Origin of the sequence: Flintibacter porci, assembly GCF_041925195.1 — a bacterium.
GTDB classification, from domain to species: domain Bacteria; phylum Bacillota; class Clostridia; order Oscillospirales; family Oscillospiraceae; genus Lawsonibacter; species Lawsonibacter porci.
The window spans coordinates 273,258-292,576 of the sequence record NZ_JBHEVB010000004.1; the positions used below are offsets into that span (position 1 = coordinate 273,258).

General features: G+C 54.7%; 15 protein-coding genes. 2 read left to right on the forward strand and 13 right to left on the reverse strand.

What is annotated here, in order from left to right:
• Nucleotides 1-18: 18 nt before the first annotated feature.
• From ACEVJL_RS06295 to ACEVJL_RS06340, 10 genes are all read right to left on the reverse strand, one after another.
• Complete coding sequence (locus ACEVJL_RS06295; RefSeq protein WP_374737222.1) at nucleotides 19-1,959, reverse strand: beta-galactosidase; 1,941 nt, start codon at nucleotides 1,957-1,959, stop codon at nucleotides 19-21.
• A gap of 258 nt (nucleotides 1,960-2,217) precedes the next feature.
• On the reverse strand, nucleotides 2,218-3,165 hold the full coding sequence (locus ACEVJL_RS06300) for a hypothetical protein (RefSeq protein WP_374737223.1): 948 nt from the start codon (nucleotides 3,163-3,165) through the stop codon (nucleotides 2,218-2,220).
• 18 nt (nucleotides 3,166-3,183) lie between these two features.
• Nucleotides 3,184-4,785 (reverse strand): MBOAT family O-acyltransferase, encoded by a 1,602-nt coding sequence (locus ACEVJL_RS06305; protein WP_374737224.1) that lies wholly within the window; start codon nucleotides 4,783-4,785, stop codon nucleotides 3,184-3,186.
• Nucleotide 4,786: 1 nt separating this feature from the next.
• Entirely contained in the window at nucleotides 4,787-5,017 is a 231-nt protein-coding gene (locus ACEVJL_RS06310) for an acyl carrier protein (RefSeq protein ID WP_110442267.1), read from the reverse strand.
• Nucleotides 5,018-5,026: 9 nt separating this feature from the next.
• On the reverse strand, nucleotides 5,027-6,211 hold the full coding sequence (locus ACEVJL_RS06315; RefSeq protein WP_374737225.1) for a diaminopimelate decarboxylase family protein: 1,185 nt from the start codon (nucleotides 6,209-6,211) through the stop codon (nucleotides 5,027-5,029).
• Nucleotides 6,204-7,709: an amino acid adenylation domain-containing protein gene (locus ACEVJL_RS06320; RefSeq protein WP_374737226.1), complete on the reverse strand. Its 1,506-nt coding sequence runs from the start codon at nucleotides 7,707-7,709 to the stop codon at nucleotides 6,204-6,206. Before ACEVJL_RS06320 ends, ACEVJL_RS06315 begins: the two co-directional genes overlap by 8 nt.
• A 208-nt stretch (nucleotides 7,710-7,917) precedes the next feature.
• A complete protein-coding gene (locus tag ACEVJL_RS06325) occupies nucleotides 7,918-8,754 on the reverse strand; it encodes a DUF6282 family protein (RefSeq protein WP_302667869.1) in 837 nt (278 codons plus the stop codon).
• Nucleotides 8,755-8,774: 20 nt separating this feature from the next.
• Entirely contained in the window at nucleotides 8,775-10,028 is a 1,254-nt protein-coding gene (locus ACEVJL_RS06330; RefSeq protein WP_374737227.1) for an SLC13 family permease, read from the reverse strand.
• 42 nt (nucleotides 10,029-10,070) lie between these two features.
• Nucleotides 10,071-10,754, reverse strand: a complete 684-nt coding sequence (locus ACEVJL_RS06335; protein ID WP_374737236.1) for an RraA family protein — start codon at nucleotides 10,752-10,754, stop codon at nucleotides 10,071-10,073.
• A 35-nt stretch (nucleotides 10,755-10,789) separates the two neighbouring features.
• Nucleotides 10,790-11,770: a hydroxyacid dehydrogenase gene (locus ACEVJL_RS06340; RefSeq protein WP_374737228.1), complete on the reverse strand. Its 981-nt coding sequence runs from the start codon at nucleotides 11,768-11,770 to the stop codon at nucleotides 10,790-10,792.
• Between the two features lie 142 nt (nucleotides 11,771-11,912).
• Between ACEVJL_RS06340 and ACEVJL_RS06345 the strand changes: the two genes are divergently transcribed.
• The gene (locus ACEVJL_RS06345; protein ID WP_374737229.1) at nucleotides 11,913-12,881 is read left to right on the forward strand and encodes an S-layer homology domain-containing protein; all 969 of its coding nucleotides are present in this window, start codon (nucleotides 11,913-11,915) and stop codon (nucleotides 12,879-12,881) included.
• Nucleotides 12,882-12,995: 114 nt separating this feature from the next.
• On the opposite strand, the gene ACEVJL_RS06350 is transcribed toward ACEVJL_RS06345, so the two are convergent.
• Both ACEVJL_RS06350 and ACEVJL_RS06355 read right to left on the reverse strand, forming a co-directional pair.
• Entirely contained in the window at nucleotides 12,996-13,574 is a 579-nt protein-coding gene (locus ACEVJL_RS06350) for a 4Fe-4S binding protein (protein WP_374737230.1), read from the reverse strand.
• Nucleotides 13,571-13,783 carry a 4Fe-4S binding protein gene (locus ACEVJL_RS06355; protein WP_235398260.1) on the reverse strand — a complete coding sequence of 71 codons (213 nt, stop codon included), beginning with the start codon at nucleotides 13,781-13,783 and terminating at the stop codon, nucleotides 13,571-13,573. Before ACEVJL_RS06355 ends, ACEVJL_RS06350 begins: the two co-directional genes overlap by 4 nt.
• Nucleotides 13,784-14,577: 794 nt before the next feature.
• Between ACEVJL_RS06355 and ACEVJL_RS06360 the strand changes: the two genes are divergently transcribed.
• Entirely contained in the window at nucleotides 14,578-17,967 is a 3,390-nt protein-coding gene (locus ACEVJL_RS06360; protein WP_374737231.1) for an S-layer homology domain-containing protein, read from the forward strand.
• Between the two features lie 293 nt (nucleotides 17,968-18,260).
• On the opposite strand, the gene tnpC is transcribed toward ACEVJL_RS06360, so the two are convergent.
• Nucleotides 18,261-19,319: IS66 family transposase (gene tnpC, locus ACEVJL_RS06365; RefSeq protein ID WP_374737232.1), on the reverse strand; the 1,059-nt coding region annotated here is incomplete at its 5' end.

Sequence of the window (19,319 nt, forward strand, 5' to 3'; positions counted from 1 at the left end):
CCCGCATTTTCCGGTCAGTTATGTCACAGGAAGAACCTTGACCTGGAAGGGGGCCAGCTCCTGTCCCAGGGCATAGACAGGGGTTTCGTTATGATTGAGAAGGATACGAACCTGGCTGTCCCCCTCACCCCGGAGTACCGACTCCACGCCCTCGGGCAGGTCCAGCCACTCCAAACCGACTTCCTCCATGGCCTGGCCAAGCACCTGGTCCAGGATGGCCTGTTCAGGGGTAGTTCCCAGATAGTAAGCCGCACCCTGCCCGTAGGCATTGCGGGTGATGGCTGCGTAGGAACGGTAGAAGGGATCGTCATAGCGCCACAGGACCTGGGCACCCTGAGGCACCACCATGTCCCGGAAGATACCGGCAGTACCGCAGCCCTTCTCCCCGGCAATGGGAATGCAGTCATACGCCTGGACACTCTCGGTCTCCTCCACATACAGCCCCAGCAGGTCACCGCAGTCCACAGGGATAGTTTTTCCAAAGACCAAGTTGTTGTCCCGGTCCTTCACCGCCGTGCGGTAGGTCACCACCGCCACGCCGCCTCCGGCTACATAGGCCTTCAGCCGGGCGGCAAAGTCAGGATCAGTGACGATCAGATTGGGCACCAGCACCAGTTTGTAATGGGAGAAGTCCCGGCTGGCGGGGATAACGTCCACACTCTGACCCGCCCGGAACAGGCAGTTATGCAGCCGCTTCATCTCCCGCTCGCAGTCCAGCAGGCAGCTCTGCTGCTGGATTCGGAAGGAGGCCAAGGCGTCAAAGTCGTAGAGAATGGCCACATCGCTGTGTACAGGGGTGGTGAGGACCTGCTCATAGGGACGAACTTCCCGGAAGAAGCTCTGCACCTCAAAGAAGCGGCGGCGGGGGATATTGTCCGCATCCAGAATTCCGTAGCAGAACTGCTCAGCCCCCTTGGTGGCGCCCCGGTAGCGGAAATACATCAGCCCCTCACAGCCGTGGGCCATTCCCTGCCAACTCCACAGCTTGGCCTGATTGGGCCGGGGCAGAAATCCGGTGATATCATGGCCCTGGGCTCCCATGATAGCCTCGGTAATCCAGAAGTTCTCCCCTCTCAGCCCTCGGATGTAGTCCAAACCGAAGGCGATCTCGCTGGGAGACAGAGGCTCCTTCTGACCGCCCCAGACCGGGTAGTTGTTATAGGCCACCCGATCCAGCTCCTGAGCCACACCGGAGTAGTCCACGCGCTTGCCCAGCCCGCCGCCGGGGAAGTCGTGCATTACCACAGCTCCGGGAATGATCTCATGGAGCAGCTTGGCCTGGAAAGCGGCAAAGGAGCGGATGTTCCAGCTGCAAAAGCGCTCCCAGTCCAGACGCAGGGCAGGGTTATGGGTGGCAATCGTGGGGGTGGGCAGGGGAATTTCAGCAAAAGAGTTGTACTCCTGGCTCCAGAAGGTGGTGCCATAGGTCTCATTGAGGGCGTGAATATCGCCCCCAAATTTCTCCCTCAGAAAGTTCTGGAACTTAGCGCGGCACCGGGGACACCAGCACTGGTCGCTGCCCTCGTGGCCCAGCTCGTTGTCGATCTGCCATGCCACGATTGCCTTTTCATCCTTGTAGTGCCGGGCCAGCTCTGTGACGATCCTGGTGCAGTGCTCCCAGTAGGGCAGGCTGCTGTAACACGAGGTGTGGCGGCCGCCGAAGGCCCGGGAGGATCCGTCAGGGAACTGGGAGAGGATATCCGGGTGCTTGTGGATCAGCCAAGCGGGTGGTGTGGCGGTGGGAGTACCGAAGATGATCTGGAGCCCCTTCTTTTTGGCCATGTCAATGACCCCGTCAAAGTAGGAGAAGTCAAACTTTCCCTCCTCTGGCTCCATTTGGTGCCAGGCAAATTCGCCGATCCGGATCACGTTGCACCCCAGCTCCAGGATGCGGTCCATATCCGCCTCCATAATGGCGCTGTCCCACTGTTCCGGGTAATAGTCAACACCTAACAGCATAATATATCCTCCTGTAAATTGAGATAAGCTGATTCTCGTTATTGGCAAAACGGGTCTGCGCTCCACTTGGAACATTCTCAACCGTATGATACCACCAAAGGCGGTGTATTGTCCAGGGACCAGCGCCGTTTTAACATGGAACAGTTTAAAACATACTTCAGTCTTTTCTCCAGAGCGAGAGGCAAAAACACCCCATTTTTTCCACACGCAAGGAAAAATTGGGGTGCTTTATGAATTAGCAATATTGGCACGCAGTCCTCATCCCCTGGAAATCTGCTCCTCATGTTCCTTCCACTTCTGATTCCAGTCGCTGTATGCGGGGTCTGCGCGGTGATCCGTGAGCCCGCCCTGCTTTTGCAGGTAGTCGGCCAAGAACTTGGTTGCCTTCACCGCGCCGAAGTGGTTCAGGTGATCTCCCTTGTCAAAGGTATCCTTTGTCCAGTCGATGCCCACAGACTCCAGATTCATATCCACATAGGTACAGCCCAGCTCATCGGCAAACTTCTGGATGCCGTTGTGACGCTCATAGCTCCAGTTGACAGGGCTCGGAGTACTCACCAGCAGCAGCTGCGCGCCGTGGCGGTCGCACAGCTCCTTGATGGCTCTGACGTAATACTGATTCACCAGAGCAATGGAAGCTACCTTGTCGGTGGGATGCATGTATTCCTTGTTGTCACAGGGCACTACCTTGGTGATGTGGGCATGGCCTTTGTAAGGATGGGTCTGGGTGGCGGTGACTTTCTCTGTGACGTCATCCATGCTCAGATCCTTCCAGCGGTCGTGATAGCGAAAGACCGGCAGGGCTCTGGACAGCTCCTCCAGCACCACATTATCCAGCTTGATGGGCCGGTAGATGGCCAGCGTCTCCAGGATGACCACCTTGGGGTGTTGCTTCTCCAGTGCCCGCTCCAGCATGGTCCTGGTATAGGTGAGCTTCTGGGCGTCGGTACCGCAGGTATAGCTGGTGTACCCCGTCTCCTTCCACATCAGCAGCGGGGAGTAGCCGTTATAGGACTCGCTGTCCCCCATCACCAGAATATCGATGGAGTCCGGGGGTTCCCCCAGGATACCATTGACCCGGGCATACTCCATTCCCGCCTCCGCAGTGTTATCTTTCGGCATAAAAATACCAGATGCAATATAAAGTAAGGCAATCAGCCCAGCAAAAAAGAGCAGCCAGGCGATCACTCGTTTGAAATAACCCATGCAACGCCTCCTAGGAAATTAAAATCCCGCATAGATGGGGTCCACCGGCACATAGCCCGCACCGTAGGCGCCGAAGATGATCAAAGCCAGAAGGACGGCGTAGTAAACCGCCACACGCAGCGCAACCGGCGACTGCCGCAGACGCGTTCCGAGGTGGACGCCCCGCTCCTGGGCGATCCCCACCAGCACAAGCACAACCAGGAAAACCGCCACGAGCAGGAAATCCTTCTTCCTCATGCCTATCTGGAACAGGCTCCCGCTGCGGATACACGCCAGAGAAAACTGGGTGACCATCTTATGGAACATAGCCAGCCCGTTGTACAGTCCATTGGCCCGGAAAAACAGCTCGCCGATGCACACCAGGATCCCGGTGCGCACCATCTGGAAGCCGCGATAGGGGACGCTGGTGCGGGAGATTCCCAGAGCCCCCGTCCACCGGACGGTCAGGGGCTCGGTCAGATTGCCCAGCAGAATCAGGGCAAAGTGGTACATTCCAAAGAAGACATAGTTCCACGCCGCTCCGTGCCACAGGCCGTTGCACAGCCATACGCAAAACAGGGCAATGGATCCGGCAACCAGGGGGCCATAGTGGCTGCCCAGACGCTTGCGGGCCTTTGTGGTGAGCTTTTTCAAAGGCTTGGACATGGACATGGGGTAGAAGATGTAGTCCTTGAACCAGGTACCCAGGGAGATATGCCAGCGCTGCCAGAACTCCGGAATGGACCGGGAGAAGAAGGGGCGCTGGAAGTTTTCCGGGATCTGAAAGCCGAAGATCCGTCCCGCTCCCACTGCCAGGTCCATGGTTCCGGAGAAATCCATGTAGAGCTGGATGGTATAGCACACGGCGGCCACGGCAATGACCAGGCCGTCATAATCCTCATAGTGATCAAAGACCGTTTTGATAAACAGGTTGAGCCGGTCGGCCACCAGGATCTTCTTCAGAAGGCCATAGCTCATCCGCTGCAATCCCAGCATAAAATTCTGGTAGCGCAGGGGAGGGGCCTCCCACAGCTGCTGGGCAGTCTGCTGATAGCGGCAGATAGGTCCCTCCATCAGCAGGGGGAAAAAGCTGAGGTAGAGGGCCAGACGGAAGAGATTGCGGTCGGCGGGCACTTTTTGACGGTAGACATCAAAGAGGTAGGAGGCCGCCTGCATGGTGTAAAAGGAGATACCGATAGGCAGCAGAAAGTGAGGGATACGCAGGGTAACAGGCAGGGACAGGGCCTGCAGCAGGGCGTTATAGTTGGAGAGGAAGAAGGGGGTATACTTCAGCACCACCAGCATGCCCAACTGGAAGAGAAGTCCCAGGGCCAGGATCCTGCGCTGCTTGGTCTGCGCTCTGGCACGAAGGGCCCGGCGTTCCTCCTTCGGTGTCTCCTCCAGAAGCTCTTTGGTCCGGGCCTGGTCGTGGGCCAGCCACAGCCCGGTATGGTACATAGAGAGGGTGGACAGGAGCAAATAGGCGATCAGTTTTCCGCTGACCGCCCAGAAGCACACATAACTAAACAGCAGCAAAACCGCCCGCCGGCCCCGCTGCCCCGCCAAGGCGTAGAGCAAAACGGCGGCCGGCAGGTAGAGGGCCAGATATCCGGGGGAAAAGTAGGAGGAGAAAGAGAGCATCTTATCCTTCCTCGCGCAGACGCTGGATCATCTCCCAAAGGCGCTGGGCAGAGTTGAAGTTTTCCGGGATGATCTCCACGGTGGGTACGGTGATGTCAAAGGCATCCTCCATCTCCGCTACCAGGGAGAGGATGTCCAGGGAATCCAGATAGTGTCCGTCGATGAGCTCCTCACAGTGGAGATAGTCCACATCGGGCTGGATCTCGTTCAAAATTTCAAGCAGCTGTTCCATGGTATCGTCTCACTTTCTATCTTCATAATTTGGGGTATTCCAGGTGCAGGTCTGAACGGGGCTGCGCAGGCAGAGCACCTGCCCGTCCGGCCGGCGCAGCAGTACGCCGGGCAAGTCCCGGCTGAGAAAGAGGCTGATCCCCTCTGTCATGCAGTAGGCTCCCGCATTGCCAAAGGCCAACACATCCCCCACCTCCAGCCGGGAGAGGGGAAGCTGTTTGACCAGGATGTCATTGACGGTGCACAGGGAACCGCAGATGTTCCAGTTTTCCACCCCGTCTCCATCCCGGTATGGCAGAAGCTCCACCTGGGGACGGCGCATGGCCATGCTCTGGCCGAAGTAGACCAGCTGGTGGATGCCGCCGTCCACAATGGCGTAATTCTGGCTCTGGTTGGTCTTTCGATCCACCACCCGTGTCACATAGGTACCGCAGCTAGCGGCGATGCTCCGTCCCAGCTCCAGGGTGAGTTTTCCGGGAAAAGACAGCTGGGCCAGCTGCTGGGCCGCCTGAAAGAGGACCTCCTCATCCTGCTCCGCGTCGTCGGCAAAGTAGGATACCGGGAAGCCCGGCCCCAGCTCCAGTTCCGGAATGGGACCGTACTGGTCCTGGAGAGAGGAGAGAAACTCCTCCAGCATGCGCAGCTCCCGCCCCAGGCGCTTGACCGAGGTCTTTTGGGTACCGGAAAAATACTGGATGCCCCGCACCTCAATCTGGGGGTCAGGCTGGGCCAGGATCTGGTAGATCTCCTGCCGCTCCAGTCCAAACTGGCTGCCGCTGGTCAGACGCAGCAGCAGCTTCAGCTGCCGGCCGTGCTTCCGGGCCACCTGGCACAGCAGGTGGTACTGGGCCATGGACTCCACGGTGCAGATCATCTTCTCCACATCTTCCCGGCTGGCCAGCTCCTCCATCCACTGGGGATCCTTATATACGCCGGAGATCACATACTGGCTGGGCTCCAGGCCAAGCTGGCGGCAGATGGCGTACTCCCCGGGGGAGCAGATCTCCAGCCGCTCTACCAGAGCGCTCACCTCCCGGGCCAGGAAGGGGTTGGCCTTCACCGCATAGCACAGGGCGGTATCCCGGGGCAGGACCTCCCGCAGGTGGGCCACCCGGCGCTCCAGCGCCTCCCCATCAAAGAGATAGAAGGGAGTGGGAAAGCGCCGGGTCAGCTCCAAAAGTTCTGTTTTATCCACGCTTTCCGCCTCCTTTCAGCAGTTCTTTGCGGTTGATCTTTCCATTTTTGGTCAGCGGGAACTTCTCCACCGCCGTCAGGGTGCTGGGCACCATGAAGTAGGGGAGCTGTTCCTTGATCTGGCGGCGCAGCTGGGCCGCCTCTACCTCGCCCACGTAGAAGGCGTGGATCTTCTGCCGCTCCTCCTCGTAGACACAGCAGCAGCGGTCCACCTCCGGCAGGGCGGACACGGCCCGTTCAATCTCCTCCAGCTCCACCCGGTGGCCCAGGTGCTTGATCTGAAAGTCCTTGCGGCCGCTGTACATAAATTCCCCGTCCTCGGTATATCGGCCCAGGTCGCCGGTGCGGTAGATGAGCTCGGGGTAGGCGGGGTTGCGTGGGTCTGGCACAAAGGCGGCCGCCGTCTGCTGGGGCGAGCGGTAGTAGCCAAGGGCCAGCGCTGTACCCCGTACGCACAGCTCTCCCACCTGACCGGGCGCATGGATCTCCCGGTCCTCTCCGTCCAGAAGGAAGACCTCCTCGTTGGGGAAGGGGCGGCCGATGGGGATACCGCCCTGGTAGTCCCGGTCCCGGTCCAGGATGTAGTAAGTACAGTTGCAGGTGATCTCAGTGGGGCCATAGAGATTGACAAACTGAGCCTGGGGAAGGTGCTCCATCCAGGTTTTCAGGTGCTTGAGCGGCATCACCTCGCCGCTGAAGAGCACCTTGCTCACCGTATCCGGGGTGCGGTAGTCCAGACCGTGGAAGGTGCTGATGAGGCACAGGGCGGATACCGCCCAGACGAGGGTGGTGACCTTGTGCTCACACAAAAAGTCCAGCAGCTCCTTAGGCCGGGAAAAGAGCCGCCGGGGAATCATAACCAGGGTGGCCTGAGCCTTCAAAGCTCCGTAGATATCCTTGACCGAGACATCAAAATCAAAGGGCGCCTGATTTCCGATGCGGTCGTTTGAGGTAAAAGAGAAGGTATCAACAAAGACATCAATGAAATCCAGCACCGAGCGGTGGCTCACCAGCACTCCCTTGGGCAGCCCCGTAGAGCCGGAGGTAAAGTTGACATAGAGGGGATCGGTGTCGATCATGGATGCCCGGATGGCGGCCAGCTGGGACTGATCCTCCTGGCTGATCATCAGTTCCTCCACCAGCAGAATGGAGGAGGCAGGGAAGATCTCTTCCATCACACTGCGGTGGGCCTGATCGGTGATCACGCAGGATGCACCCAGCACGGATTGGATCTGCTGCAGCCGCGCCGCGGGCAGTTCCGGGTTAAAATAGGAGTAGAAGCCGCCGGCGTATACCACGCCAAAAAAGGCGCTCAGGGCGGCGCAGCCTTTTTCCATGTAGATGGCTACCGGCTGCCGGGGCCGGATGCGCTGGGACAGGGCGGCGCCCACCGCCCGGCTGATATGGCACAGTTCCTGGTAGCTGAGGCTGTGTATCTCATCCACACAGGCAGTCCGCTCCGGCGACAAAGACGCGGCCCGCTCCAGGTATTGAAGCACGTTTCGAATGGGAATCACCTGCCGTTTTGGATTAAGCAGCTTTTTCTGCTGTTGAAATTATCATAGCAGGCGCTGCTTAACGATTTGCGGTAGGGAATCTTAAAGATTCTTAACCTGCATGACTATGCAGCGTACAGGTAAAATGCTCCAAGACACAGTTAGGACCCCCGGCTTAGCCGGGGGTCCTGACTTTTCATTAGGCTAAATTTTACGATTGAAGCAGACTACGTGGGTTCGCGCAGACCATTTGAAACAGGTCTTCTTCGGAGATGCCGCACTGCAACAAACACTGCATATACTCCAGCATTCCTTCATCACTATACGGGGAATTAACCTGCCCAAAATCAGTACTCAGCACCACAGACTTACAGCCCACATGTTGGATCTGCTGGGCAATTACTTCTATAGGCGTTCTCTGATAATAGCTGGTGAAATAACAGTGTTCCACCATAGCCCCTTCCTGTACCGCCTGATACTGCTCCTCCAAAGAGTATTCATTCGCCGGATTATCCGCATGGGTCAACACCACATGCTCCACACCGCACTCCCGAGCAGCACGAACTACAGCCAGTCCCTCCCGGGAACTAAGGTGACCGGTTCCCACTACCATGTTATACTCTGCAGCAATTTCTAATACCTGATATACCTCGGGTAATAGATTCCCGTCATCTGAAAAGACACTTAAAAATTGAGACACGTCCATGCCATCATTGCTATGGCGGTACTGCTGGTATGATCTGGCCTCCAAAGTGGGAAACCAGAGCATTTTTCCTCCCATCTGCGCGGTGCGCTCCGCCGCCTGAGGATTGATTCCTCCCACCGAACGATTCAGCGTAATGCCTCCCACAATATCCAGTTTGGGAAATAAGGATCTCAATACAGCCGCTCGGCCGGCAGTATCGGCAAAGTGGCTTTTGATTGCACATCCTGCCATACCTGTTTTCTCCAGACGGCGAGCCAGTTCCAAGTCGTCACATTTACGCGGACTCACATCCGGAGCGGTATGAACATGCAGATCATACACCCCTCGCAGCAGTTCTTTCATTGCTTAGCCTCCCGATTTAATTAGTAAGGCAGGAAAATGGGCTGGAGCGCAACTACCACTACATAAGTGACCAGAAGCATGGGCAAACCAATCTTCATAAAGTCCACAAATTTATACTGAGTCCAACCCACAGTCATCATATTCTGAGGCGCAGCAAAGGGGGTTGCATAAGAGGCCGCACCTGCCAGAGTAATGGTCATGGCAACCGGATAGGGGCTGACCCCAATGGTCTGAGCAATCGAAATACCAATGGGCAGGAAAAGCATAATCGTGGGAATATTGGACATGACCTGAGTGAGCAACGCAGCCGCAAAGAAAATAATCGTAGTAATCATGAAGGGGCTGGGATTATCATCCAGAATATTCAAAATCTGCTGTGCCACTGCATCGCCTAGGCCGCTGTTTGTCACGCCGGTAGAAATTGCTGTCAGAGAACCTACCAGGAGCATACAGTTCCAGTCAATGGCTCGGATTGCCTCCTGAACAGACATGCACTTAGTCCCTACAATCACCAGTGCGCCCACTGTGGCAGCAATGTGCATAGGAACATTATCCGGGCTGACTGCAATGACCACAAGGACACACAGCAAAGTGACCACAGAGATGGCCGCCTTTTTCCGGTCCAGAGGCTTTTTTTCCGTCTTGGCAAACTCGGGGATATACTTGGTATCCGGAATCAGTTTGCGTCCAATCAAAGTAAAATACAAAGTTCCCAAAATACACACACCTACACCAAAGGGGGTGATGCTGAAAAAGCCAAAGGGCGTGATCCCTAGCTCCTCCATTACACTGTTGGCAGTGGCATTGGAGCCTACACCTACCAAGGTGACAAACCCGCCAAATTGTGCACCAAACAACAGAGAGAGCAACGCTTTGGAAGGCCCAATCCCCGCCGCGATACACATGGCAGTTACCAGAGGTGCCATCGCGGTCATTACGCCAATGTTACTGCATACAGAGCTAAGTGCGCAAGATACGACCAGCGTAGCCAGGATAATGTTGCGTTCGCTCTTGCCTGTAATTTTTACCATTTTTTCACCAATCAAATCGGTGATACCGGCATGGAACAACGAAGATCCAATCACCATCATGCCAGCTAACAACACGATTGTTGTACTGTTATAACCGGTAAAAATATCATTTACAGTAATAATTCCGGTGTAGGCAAATACAATAGAGGCCCCAATCGCGGTAACAATAATAGGCCAGGGTTCCCAAATAAAAAGCACCACTGTGGCAACGAGAATGATAAGAGCAATTGTCATTTGGCTCATAGTAGATTCTCCTTCACAATATTTTATCGAAAGAGCAAACTGTCAGGGCTGATACACATCATCAATGATCTCATATCCCTTTTCCGCCAGGGTCTTCTCCACCCAGGCCCGGTTGGCAGTACCATCCTTGGCGGCAGCCAACTTCTTCTCATCGGCGGCCTGAAACTTCTTAGCGTCCTCCAGAATCACTGCAGCGTCCTTGCGGGGAATGCAGATCACACCATCAGGATCGGCCAGAATAATGTCTCCGGGATTGACACTGATACCGCCGCAGGCAATGGGCACATTTACCTCGCCGGGGCCTTCCTTGTAAGGGCCGCCGGGAGTGGTACCGGTGCAGTAGACAGGGAAATCCCAGTTGCCGATCTCGTCAATATCGCGGATGGGACCGTCCAACACAATACCTGCTACCTTCTTGGTGTAGCGCAGATAGGCCATCATGATCTCACCCATCAGGGCGCGGGTGTCATCCTCCTCATTGGACACCACCAGCACATCTCCCTCCTGGCAGAAGTTCAGAGCGGCATGGAGGGTCAGGTTGTCGCCGGCCCGGCATTTCACCGTGTAGGCAGGTCCCACCATCATCTGATCTTTTGGCTTGCTCACCAGATGGATCCGGGGATTCATGGCACAGCTGCGCCCCATCACGTCGGCAGTGTTGGAAGCGGGGATGTTCTTGAACTGGGCCATGATCTCAGGATCCGGCATTTCACGTTTTAAGTAAATTCTCTTTCACACACTCATATGTTATCTCCTTTCTATCACAAATGCTGTTTTCCTACCAGATCCCGCAGCTCCGGCACCACAAATTTAGGTGTGCGGCCGCAGAAAAAGTCATCAATTGCCTGGGCGCAGGCCAGAGATGAGCGGCTGGACGCCTCCTTAGTGGCTCCGCCGATGTGGGGAGCCGTGAGCACATTGTCCATGGCGATAAGGGGGTTGGACGGATCCAGCGGCTCCTTTTCCAGTACATCTAACCCAGCACCGGCAATCTTTTTCTCCTGAAGCGCACGGACCAAGGCAGGTTCGTCCACAATCGATCCACGAGCTGTGTTGATGAGATAGGCCGTCTCTTTCATCAAGTCAAATTCCCGGTTGCTGACACTGTGAATCGTCTCCTGGGTAGCGGGGACATGAAGGGAGATATAATCGCCGCGACGGAAAATTTCATCCCGGTCCTCTACCAGTTGGATGTACTCCGGCAGCCCCTCCTGCTTTGCAAAGGGATCGTAAGCCAGCACCTCCATGTCAAAGCCCAAGGCAGCCTTTTTCGCTACCAGCTTGCCTATATGGCCCAGCCCGACCAGTCCCAGAGTTTTGCCCTCCAGTTCGGTTTTAGGGATGCCCATCTTGGCGTAGCGGTAGTCGGTGAGATAGTTGGCTTGGACCTTTTTAAAATTCCGGGAGCAATAGAGCATGTAGAAGATCGCCAACTCAGCTACAGAGACGGCGTTTGCTCCTCCGGCCGTACAGACCAGCACTCCATGACGGCGGGCAGCCTCCAGATCTACTCCGTCGTATCCCGCCCCGTGGCGAGCCACGATCTTCAGCTTGGGAGCCGCAGCCAGGATCCGCTCCGTTATTTTTGCCGTGCGTACGATAGCCGCATCGCACCCGGCAATATCGGCGATAATATCCTCTTCCGTAAATCCCCGGCCATCCACTGCCTCATAGCCGTGCTCCCGCAAAAAGTCATATCCCGCTGGGAGAATAGGCTGGGGAAGCAGCACCCGAATTGCCATATGGATTCCTCCTCTTGTTCTTTGTGCGTTTTTAACGAAACGCCGTTGCATTTTTTCTGAAAACAGCGTAGTATAAACAAGTCTAAAAAGCAAACAGCGTTTTTTTCGTTTTTCCACGAACCCCGACGGATCCAAGGAAGTGGTGGAAACCAAAAAGGACGGCACCACCACGACCACCACCATCGACAAGAGCGGCAACAAGACTGAGACCGTGGAAAATCCTGACGGCTCCAGCAAGACCACTGTGGACAACAAGGACGGTTCCTCCTCCACCACCACTGTCTCTGAGGACGGCAAGGTGGAAGCCGAAGTCAAGCTGCCCGCCGCTGTGGTAAATGACGCCGCCGAGAAGGGGGAGACGGTGGCACTTCCCATGCCCGAGGTCCCCGTGACCACCAGCACGGAAAACGCCCCCACCGTCACGGTCACCCTGCCTTCTAACACCTCCGCCAAGGTGGAGATTCCCGTTGCGGAGGTCACTCCCGGCACCGTGGCCGTCATTGTTAAGGCCGATGGCACCGAGGAAATCATCAAGACCACGTTGACCACCGACAACGGCGTAGCCGTCACCCTGTCTGACGGCGATACGGTCAAGATCGTGGATAACTCCAAGGAGTTTGACGACGTCTCCAGCCACCACTGGGGCAGCGACTATATCGACTTCGCCACCAGCCGCGAGCTTTTCTCCGGCACCAGCGCCACCACCTTCTCTCCGGAAACTGTCATGACCCGCGCTATGATCGTCACCGTTCTGGCCTCCTATGACGGAGCAGATACCTCCGCTTCCGCCGGTGAGGCCTGGTACACCTCCGGTCAGCAGTGGGCCATGGAGAACGGCATATCTGACGGCTCCAACATGGAGAACAGCCTCAACCGTGAGCAGCTGGCCGTTATGCTGTGGAACTATGCCGGCAAGCCCGCTCCCTCCGGCAATCTGAGCAGCTTTGCCGACGCCTACGATACCAGCGATTGGGCTGCTCAGGCTATGGCCTGGGCTGTGGAAAACGGCCTGATTTCCGGCATGGGCGACGGCTCCCTGGACCCCCAGGGTCTGGCCACCCGTGCTCAGGTCGCCACGATCATGAGCCAGTTTGTGGCTCTCACCGCCTAAACAATTTACAATCGCAATTCCCCCTGCGGTGCTTATTGAAGGCGCCTCAGGGGGAATATAAGAAAGCCTTGAAATCAAATGATTTCAAGGCTTTTTCTTTGCTATCTACCTATCTTAATTGTTTTTGCCCGCTTTTGTTTTGCAGATCAGCTGTGTCATGGTGCCCATCGGACAGTAGACACACCAGCTGCGCGGCTTAAAGAGGACCATTGTCAACAGGCCCAGCACGGTGGAGGTGAGCATCACACTATAAAATCCAAAGGCAAACTGGACCGCTCCGGCGGGGAGTGCACTTCCATGATAAGCCCAGTGCCAGGGCAGCTTGAAAGTCCACAGGAGGGTGACTACCTGTTTAAGATCGGAAGCGCCCGCAAACACCAGCCAGGTGCTCCACAGCATCTGGAAAAACATCGCAAAGAAGAAGATCAAAAATCCATACCGGAACCATTTGCTTCTCATCCAGCCCGGGATATCACGCTTCCGGGACAGCCCAAACCGCCCGCCAAGCAATCCAAACAGTTGTCCTCGGCCGCAGTAGCGGTTGCAGTAGCCCTTGGTTCCGCCTGCCACAGCCATAATCAGCGGGATAAAGAAGCACAACAGGCCCAGCCAGGCGAAAAGGATATTGAAAAAGCCCAGCAACAGATAGCACAAGGAAGCGATCCAGAGATAATCATACCATTTCTTTTTCATACCGCCGCCTCCCGGATCTCAATCACCGATGCCGGACATTCCTTGGCGCACTTGCCACAGCCGACACATTTGTCCCGATCCACTACCGCCTTGATGCCGCGGTAGATAGAAATAGCACCCAGAGGGCACACCTTGACGCAGCATCCGCACGCCACACAGTATGCTTCTGATACTTCCGCTTTTCGCGGCACCCGGTTTCCTCTTGTCATAAACAAACCTCCATCACAACTCAGTGCTGACAGCATAACAGAGGGGGAGGCTATCCTTCTGTGATTTTATCACACTCACTTTCCCTGCTCCTTGTTGGCCCCTGTTTTACCCTGTTTATGTCCAATAATATGGTTATTTTGGCAAATTATTAACAAAATCTTAATCTATATAAATTTCATCAGCAACAAACTTTGTTACCATTCTATTTCCAAAACTATTTCCATCTTAAATAGAAGAAAAGCAGCGAAATCGCACTGTAACCGACCAAAATCTCCCATTTAAAACCTAAGATTTGTTGTGCATTTTCGCTATTTTCAGCATTTTTCGCCGTCGTATCAGGGTTGAATTGTTAAAAACGGGGTGGTAGAATAAAGGAAAGTTCCAGCGCTGATTATTCGCTTGATCATGGATGAAATTTACAATTTTGTCTGCTGTCAGGCACGCCAGTGAAAGACAGAATTGGATTTCCCTGCACGACTGCAACCCAGTCTATGGAAAGAGGACATTCTGTAGTGCTGTTAAGCATTTGTATCAAACCGCGTTTGGAACAAATATCAAAATGGAGGGAAAAGATATGAAACAACGGATACGGCACTTATTGAGCGTCCTGCTCGTATGTGCAATGGTACTTAGCCTGTTACCCGTCTCGGTATTTGCAACGGGTGGCTCAGGCTCCGGTCTTACTGCGAATAATCCTATGGTCGTGCCGACAGAGGGTATGGTAATTAAAAATGGAGTCTATTACGGCATTAGCAAAGAATGGTTCATAACGCATAATCCCACTCAGGTAACTATGTATTTTTCACTTTCGGTTCCTGACAATGTAACAACAATCGCTTCTGATGGTTTTCGCGACTCTTACTCCAGCGAAAAAACAAACAACGGCGCCGTTACTTATAATAATAACCTTGGCCGATACAATGTAGTCGCCATCGACTTTTCTGACGCTACCAGCTTGACCACGATCAAAAGTCAGGCAGCCATGGGATGCTCGAATTTATCCGGGGTATTGGATCTGTCCAATACAAAGGTGGAGACCATTGGGAAGAATGCGTTTAAGGAATGCACTGGTTTGACCGGTGTGATTTTGCCCAACACCTTGAAAAGCATAGGATCGGATAATGCTGGCTCTGTATTTTACGGATGTATCAGCCTGGAATATGTCCGCGCGGTGGACGGTGCTCCCAATGCGGTGTTTGAACTTCCTAAAACATTGGAGTATTTAGGAAATCAGAGTTTTTATAAATGTACCGGTCTGCCGGCTGGGACTACAATAGAGATCCCTGCATCGGTAACTTATATGGGCAGTGAGGTGTTTCATTACACGCCGTCCGTTACCACCATTGTGGTAAAAGCTACTGATGCCAGCAACTATAATGGCGGCGCTTTTAAGGGCGATAAATATGGATTAGGAAAGCGTCTGACCGTGTTTAATAATTCGGCAGCAAAGAAGACCTTTGTACCCAGCGGCAGCGGTTTATATACTAATTCCCTTACCTATGAGTTTACTCTGCACTATGGTGAAGAGGGCAGCACTGATGTCAAAACCGAACCCAAGCTCTATGGACAGGCCGTCAATGTCTGTAAAACAGACGGAGTTTGGGCAGTAGACGAAAATTATGTCATCCCGGAAGCGGAGCTTCCGGAGCCTGTCGTGGGATATACTGGCGGCTGGGCGTATAAGGATAAACTGTTGACACCCAAGACCATTTTGAAACCCGATGGAGATGACCTTTACCTGGATATTCAAAATGTTCTGCAGAATCCCACAATCGAGTTTATTGTGAATGGGGACGTGGTTAAGACCACGGATACATATCCGGAATTCCAGGTTCCCGCTGGGTCAACGATCGGTGTTCAGGTGTCCCACCCGCTTGAAAATGCGGAGGATTCCGATGTAAAAGTCAAGTTTGAATACGAATGGACAGATGTATGGGATGGCGGCAAAGAAGGTCCCCGCATGAAAGAGGACGGATTTGGCCGATATAATCTATGGGATAACCCGGATGTAAAAAATATCATCACCATTAATGGCCTTAAGGATGAAAGAACTACTTCTGAAAACTATACCGGCGAAAACTACGGGGACGGCTACTACCTGGTTGAGATTTACGGCTATTCCTGCCCCAAGTCTGGAGGGGAATGGAAGCTGTTCTATAAGTCGGCCAGCACAGTAATTGGTTCTGATCCGGATCGTACGGTGAATACCGCATATCTCTTTGATGTTACGGTGTCGGAGAACCCCATCACAGTCACGCCTGTTGACATCACCGTATATATGGGTGGCGAACAGGGGTCCAATCATATCACAGAAGATGGAACGATTATTACCAATAGCACCTCCCTCCCTGAGTTTGGTTTCCGCTTTGCAGGTAACGACGGGCTGAACCCCATGGATATTCAGTTCAGGGAAGAAGGCACAGGGAAGGCCTGGAATGTTGTTAAGTATAACAGCACCGCCGAAGATATCTATAAGATCGTCCCGGCTGTCGGAGGACAGGATCCGGTCCGCCTGCTGTTCACGGATGATACCGGTAAGGCCATTGTCAGCGATGAATTTACCGTCGGTGTTGAGGTCAATAAGCACTTTAACATGGGCATTTATTCCGGTGGAGTGGACCAGAAAAAGGTCTACGCGGTGAATAAGAAAACTGGGGAGCGGATAGAGTTTTATAACGTAGAGACCAAAACCGGCATTCTGAATGTCCGCGGCACCACAAAAGATGTTCAATATGCAGATTTGAACCAAACTGTCGAGCTGGGCAAGCCTGGCGTTTCTGCTTCCAAGGATACAAAATTTACAATTAATAACGGTAGTGTGGAAGTAGTAGATACATCCGGTATTGCTCTGTTGTTCGACAACATCATCGAGAGCACTTCCAGCGAATCCAACCGCACCCAGCTGCTTGAAGCCAGGGCCGCAAAGGCGTTGGATGAACTGAATAAGCCTGTGGCTTCCAACATGGTCCGCAACTATGACATGAAGTATCTGGATCTGGTAGACAGGCACAATGGTAATACCTGGGTAAAAGCTTCTAAAGATGTTACTGTGTCTTGGCCCTATCCTGCCGGAACGGACAAAAACACAGGATTTACCTTGCTGCATTTTGAAGGCCTGCACCGGGATATGGCCTCCAACGAGGTAGCCGCAGATATTGCAAGCTGTACGGTGTCCACAGTAACCAATATTAGAAAGACCGATACCCACATTGAGTTTGAGATCGGCACCGGCGGATTCTCCCCCTTCGCTTTGGTTTGGGAAAGCACGAAACCTGTTGATCCCAACCCCGGCACCCGTGACGACTACACCCTGCACTATGTAACCAACGGCGGTAAGCACCTGTCCTCCGAGACCAAGAGCTCCGCCTGGACCAAGGACTATGAGGACCTGCCCATCCCCGTCCGCGATGGCTACACCTTCGAAGGCTGGTACTGGGATCTGCGCCTCACTGAGCCTGTCACCGGCGATGTGAAGGTGGACAAGACCACCGTTACCCTCTACGCCAAGTGGAGTGGCGGCAGCTACGGTCCCGACGACACCGGCGTGTCCGACTGGCTGGAGACTGACGAGCACAACGCCTTCCTCAGCGGCTATCCTGACGGCTCCTTCCAGGCCGACAAGAACATGACCCGCGCCGAGGTGGCTCAGATGTTCTATGCCCTCTTGCTGGACAAGAATGTTACCATCACCAAGTCCTTCTCTGACGTACCTTCCGACGCTTGGTACGCTAAGGCCGTGAACACCCTGTCCAGCCTGGGTATGCTGGGCGGCTATCCCGACGGTACCTTCCGTCCTGATGCCCCCATTACCCGCGCTGAGTTCGCCGCTATTGCTCTGGCCTTTGCCTACGACCCTGCCAGCGCCAGCTGCTCTTACACCGACGTGAGCGCTAACGCCTGGTACTACACCTACGTGGCTCAGGCCACTACCTACGGCTGGATCGGTGGCTACCCTGACGGCAGCTTCCGTCCCAATAACTCCATCACCCGCGCTGAGGTGGCGGTCATCGTCAACAACATGCTGGGCCGCGACGCGGACGAGAGCTACATTAACCGCAATGCGGATGAGCTGGTCAGCTTCGTGGATCTCTCTAAGAACCACTGGGCCTACTACACCATCATGGAGTCTACCAACTCCCACGATTACACCGCCTCCTCCAACGGTGAGTCCTGGAAGGCCTGATTGCCTAAGGCTCAGCATCCGCTTTTGATTCCCGGTTGATATGGAAATTGGGAATTCCAGACGCAGCACACAAACAAAGCCCCGTTCCGTTCACATGAACGGAACGGGGCTTTTCTATTCTCTATCACAGCTGCAAAACAAGGCCACTAATGCTTTACAACACCCGACAATCCACCCTAATTTCCCCGTCATTTTAATGTTAAAGCCGAAGGAAAGTAACCGTCAAATCTCCCGGCGTATAAAAAGGCCGCCATCTCAGCGCACAGGCATTGAGATGGCGGTCGGCATTTCCATTATGGTTTTGGAATTTTACATTCCTGGGGTGCGTTCACTGGGAGGAAAGATTCCGCCCAGGCTTCATCCTTCCGGCTCAGCCCAGGTGCGGTGTTCAGAAGCCAAACCAGGTAGCGGTAGGGATCCAGGTCATTCTCCTTTGCGGTTTCAATCAGACTGTAGATCACAGCGCTGGACTGGGCGCCGGCAGGGGTGTTGGAAAAGAGCCAGTTCTTCCGGCCCATGACGAATGGCTTAATGCTACGCTCGGCACGGTTGTTGGAGAGCTCCAGCCTGCCGTCCTCCAGATAGCGTACCAGATAGGGCCACTGCTCCCGCAGATAGTGCAGCGCCTTGCCCAGAGCGGACTTGGGCGCCGTTTTTGCGCTGGCCTCATTTGCCCACACCAACAGAGCGTCCAGAACCGGTTTCTCCAGTTCCAGCCGCTTGGTATACCGCTCTTCCGGTGTCAGGTCCACGAGAGTCTGCTCCAGCTGAAACAGCCTGGTGCAATAACACTCGCCGGTTGCCGCCAGAGAATCCTGCCGTTTCTCTTTGGGCAGCGTCTGCAGCGCCTCATCAAATTTTCTCCTGGCGTGAGCCCAGCAGCCAACCACCCGGATATTCTCGGGCAGCTTGTGGTAGCCCTGGTAGCCGTCTGCGTGCAGCCAGCCGGAGAAGTCCTTGAGGAAGGCCTGGGCGTGCTCCGCCTTCCGGCTGGGCTGGTACTCGTACAGGACAATGGGATACTCAGCGCAGCCGCTGGTCCGGTAGACCCACATATAGGACTTGCTCGTAGAGGTCCTGCCCGGCTCCTTCAGCACCTGCAGCGTGGTCTCATCCCCGTGCAGCACGGTTTCCCGGCACAGCTTCCGGTGCAGGGCGTCATACACCGGCCGCAGCCAGGTGTCTGAGGCCTGCAGGATCCAGTTGGCCATAGTCTGCCGGGACAGCTTCAGCCCCTGCCGCTGAAACTCCTGCTCCAGACGATACAGTGGTGAGTACATCACAAACTTCTGCGTCATGATATGGGCTACTGCCTCCGGGGATGCAAAACTGCCCGGGCAGAGCGTCGGCTG

Excerpts from the sequence above, each read along its gene's own strand:
- ACEVJL_RS06295 (WP_374737222.1), bottom strand. The coding sequence starts at position 1,959 with ATGCTGTTAGGTGTTGACTATTACCCGGAACAGTGGGACAGCGCCATT.
- ACEVJL_RS06300 (WP_374737223.1), bottom strand. The coding sequence starts at position 3,165 with ATGGGTTATTTCAAACGAGTGATCGCCTGGCTGCTCTTTTTTGCTGGG.
- ACEVJL_RS06305 (WP_374737224.1), bottom strand. The coding sequence starts at position 4,785 with ATGCTCTCTTTCTCCTCCTACTTTTCCCCCGGATATCTGGCCCTCTAC.
- ACEVJL_RS06310 (WP_110442267.1), bottom strand. The coding sequence starts at position 5,017 with ATGGAACAGCTGCTTGAAATTTTGAACGAGATCCAGCCCGATGTGGAC.
- ACEVJL_RS06325 (WP_302667869.1), bottom strand. The coding sequence starts at position 8,754 with ATGAAAGAACTGCTGCGAGGGGTGTATGATCTGCATGTTCATACCGCT.
- ACEVJL_RS06330 (WP_374737227.1), bottom strand. The coding sequence starts at position 10,028 with ATGAGCCAAATGACAATTGCTCTTATCATTCTCGTTGCCACAGTGGTG.
- ACEVJL_RS06340 (WP_374737228.1), bottom strand. The coding sequence starts at position 11,770 with ATGGCAATTCGGGTGCTGCTTCCCCAGCCTATTCTCCCAGCGGGATAT.
- ACEVJL_RS06350 (WP_374737230.1), bottom strand. The coding sequence starts at position 13,574 with ATGAAAAAGAAATGGTATGATTATCTCTGGATCGCTTCCTTGTGCTAT.
- ACEVJL_RS06355 (WP_235398260.1), bottom strand. The coding sequence starts at position 13,783 with ATGACAAGAGGAAACCGGGTGCCGCGAAAAGCGGAAGTATCAGAAGCA.
- ACEVJL_RS06360 (WP_374737231.1), top strand. The coding sequence starts at position 14,578 with ATGTATTTTTCACTTTCGGTTCCTGACAATGTAACAACAATCGCTTCT.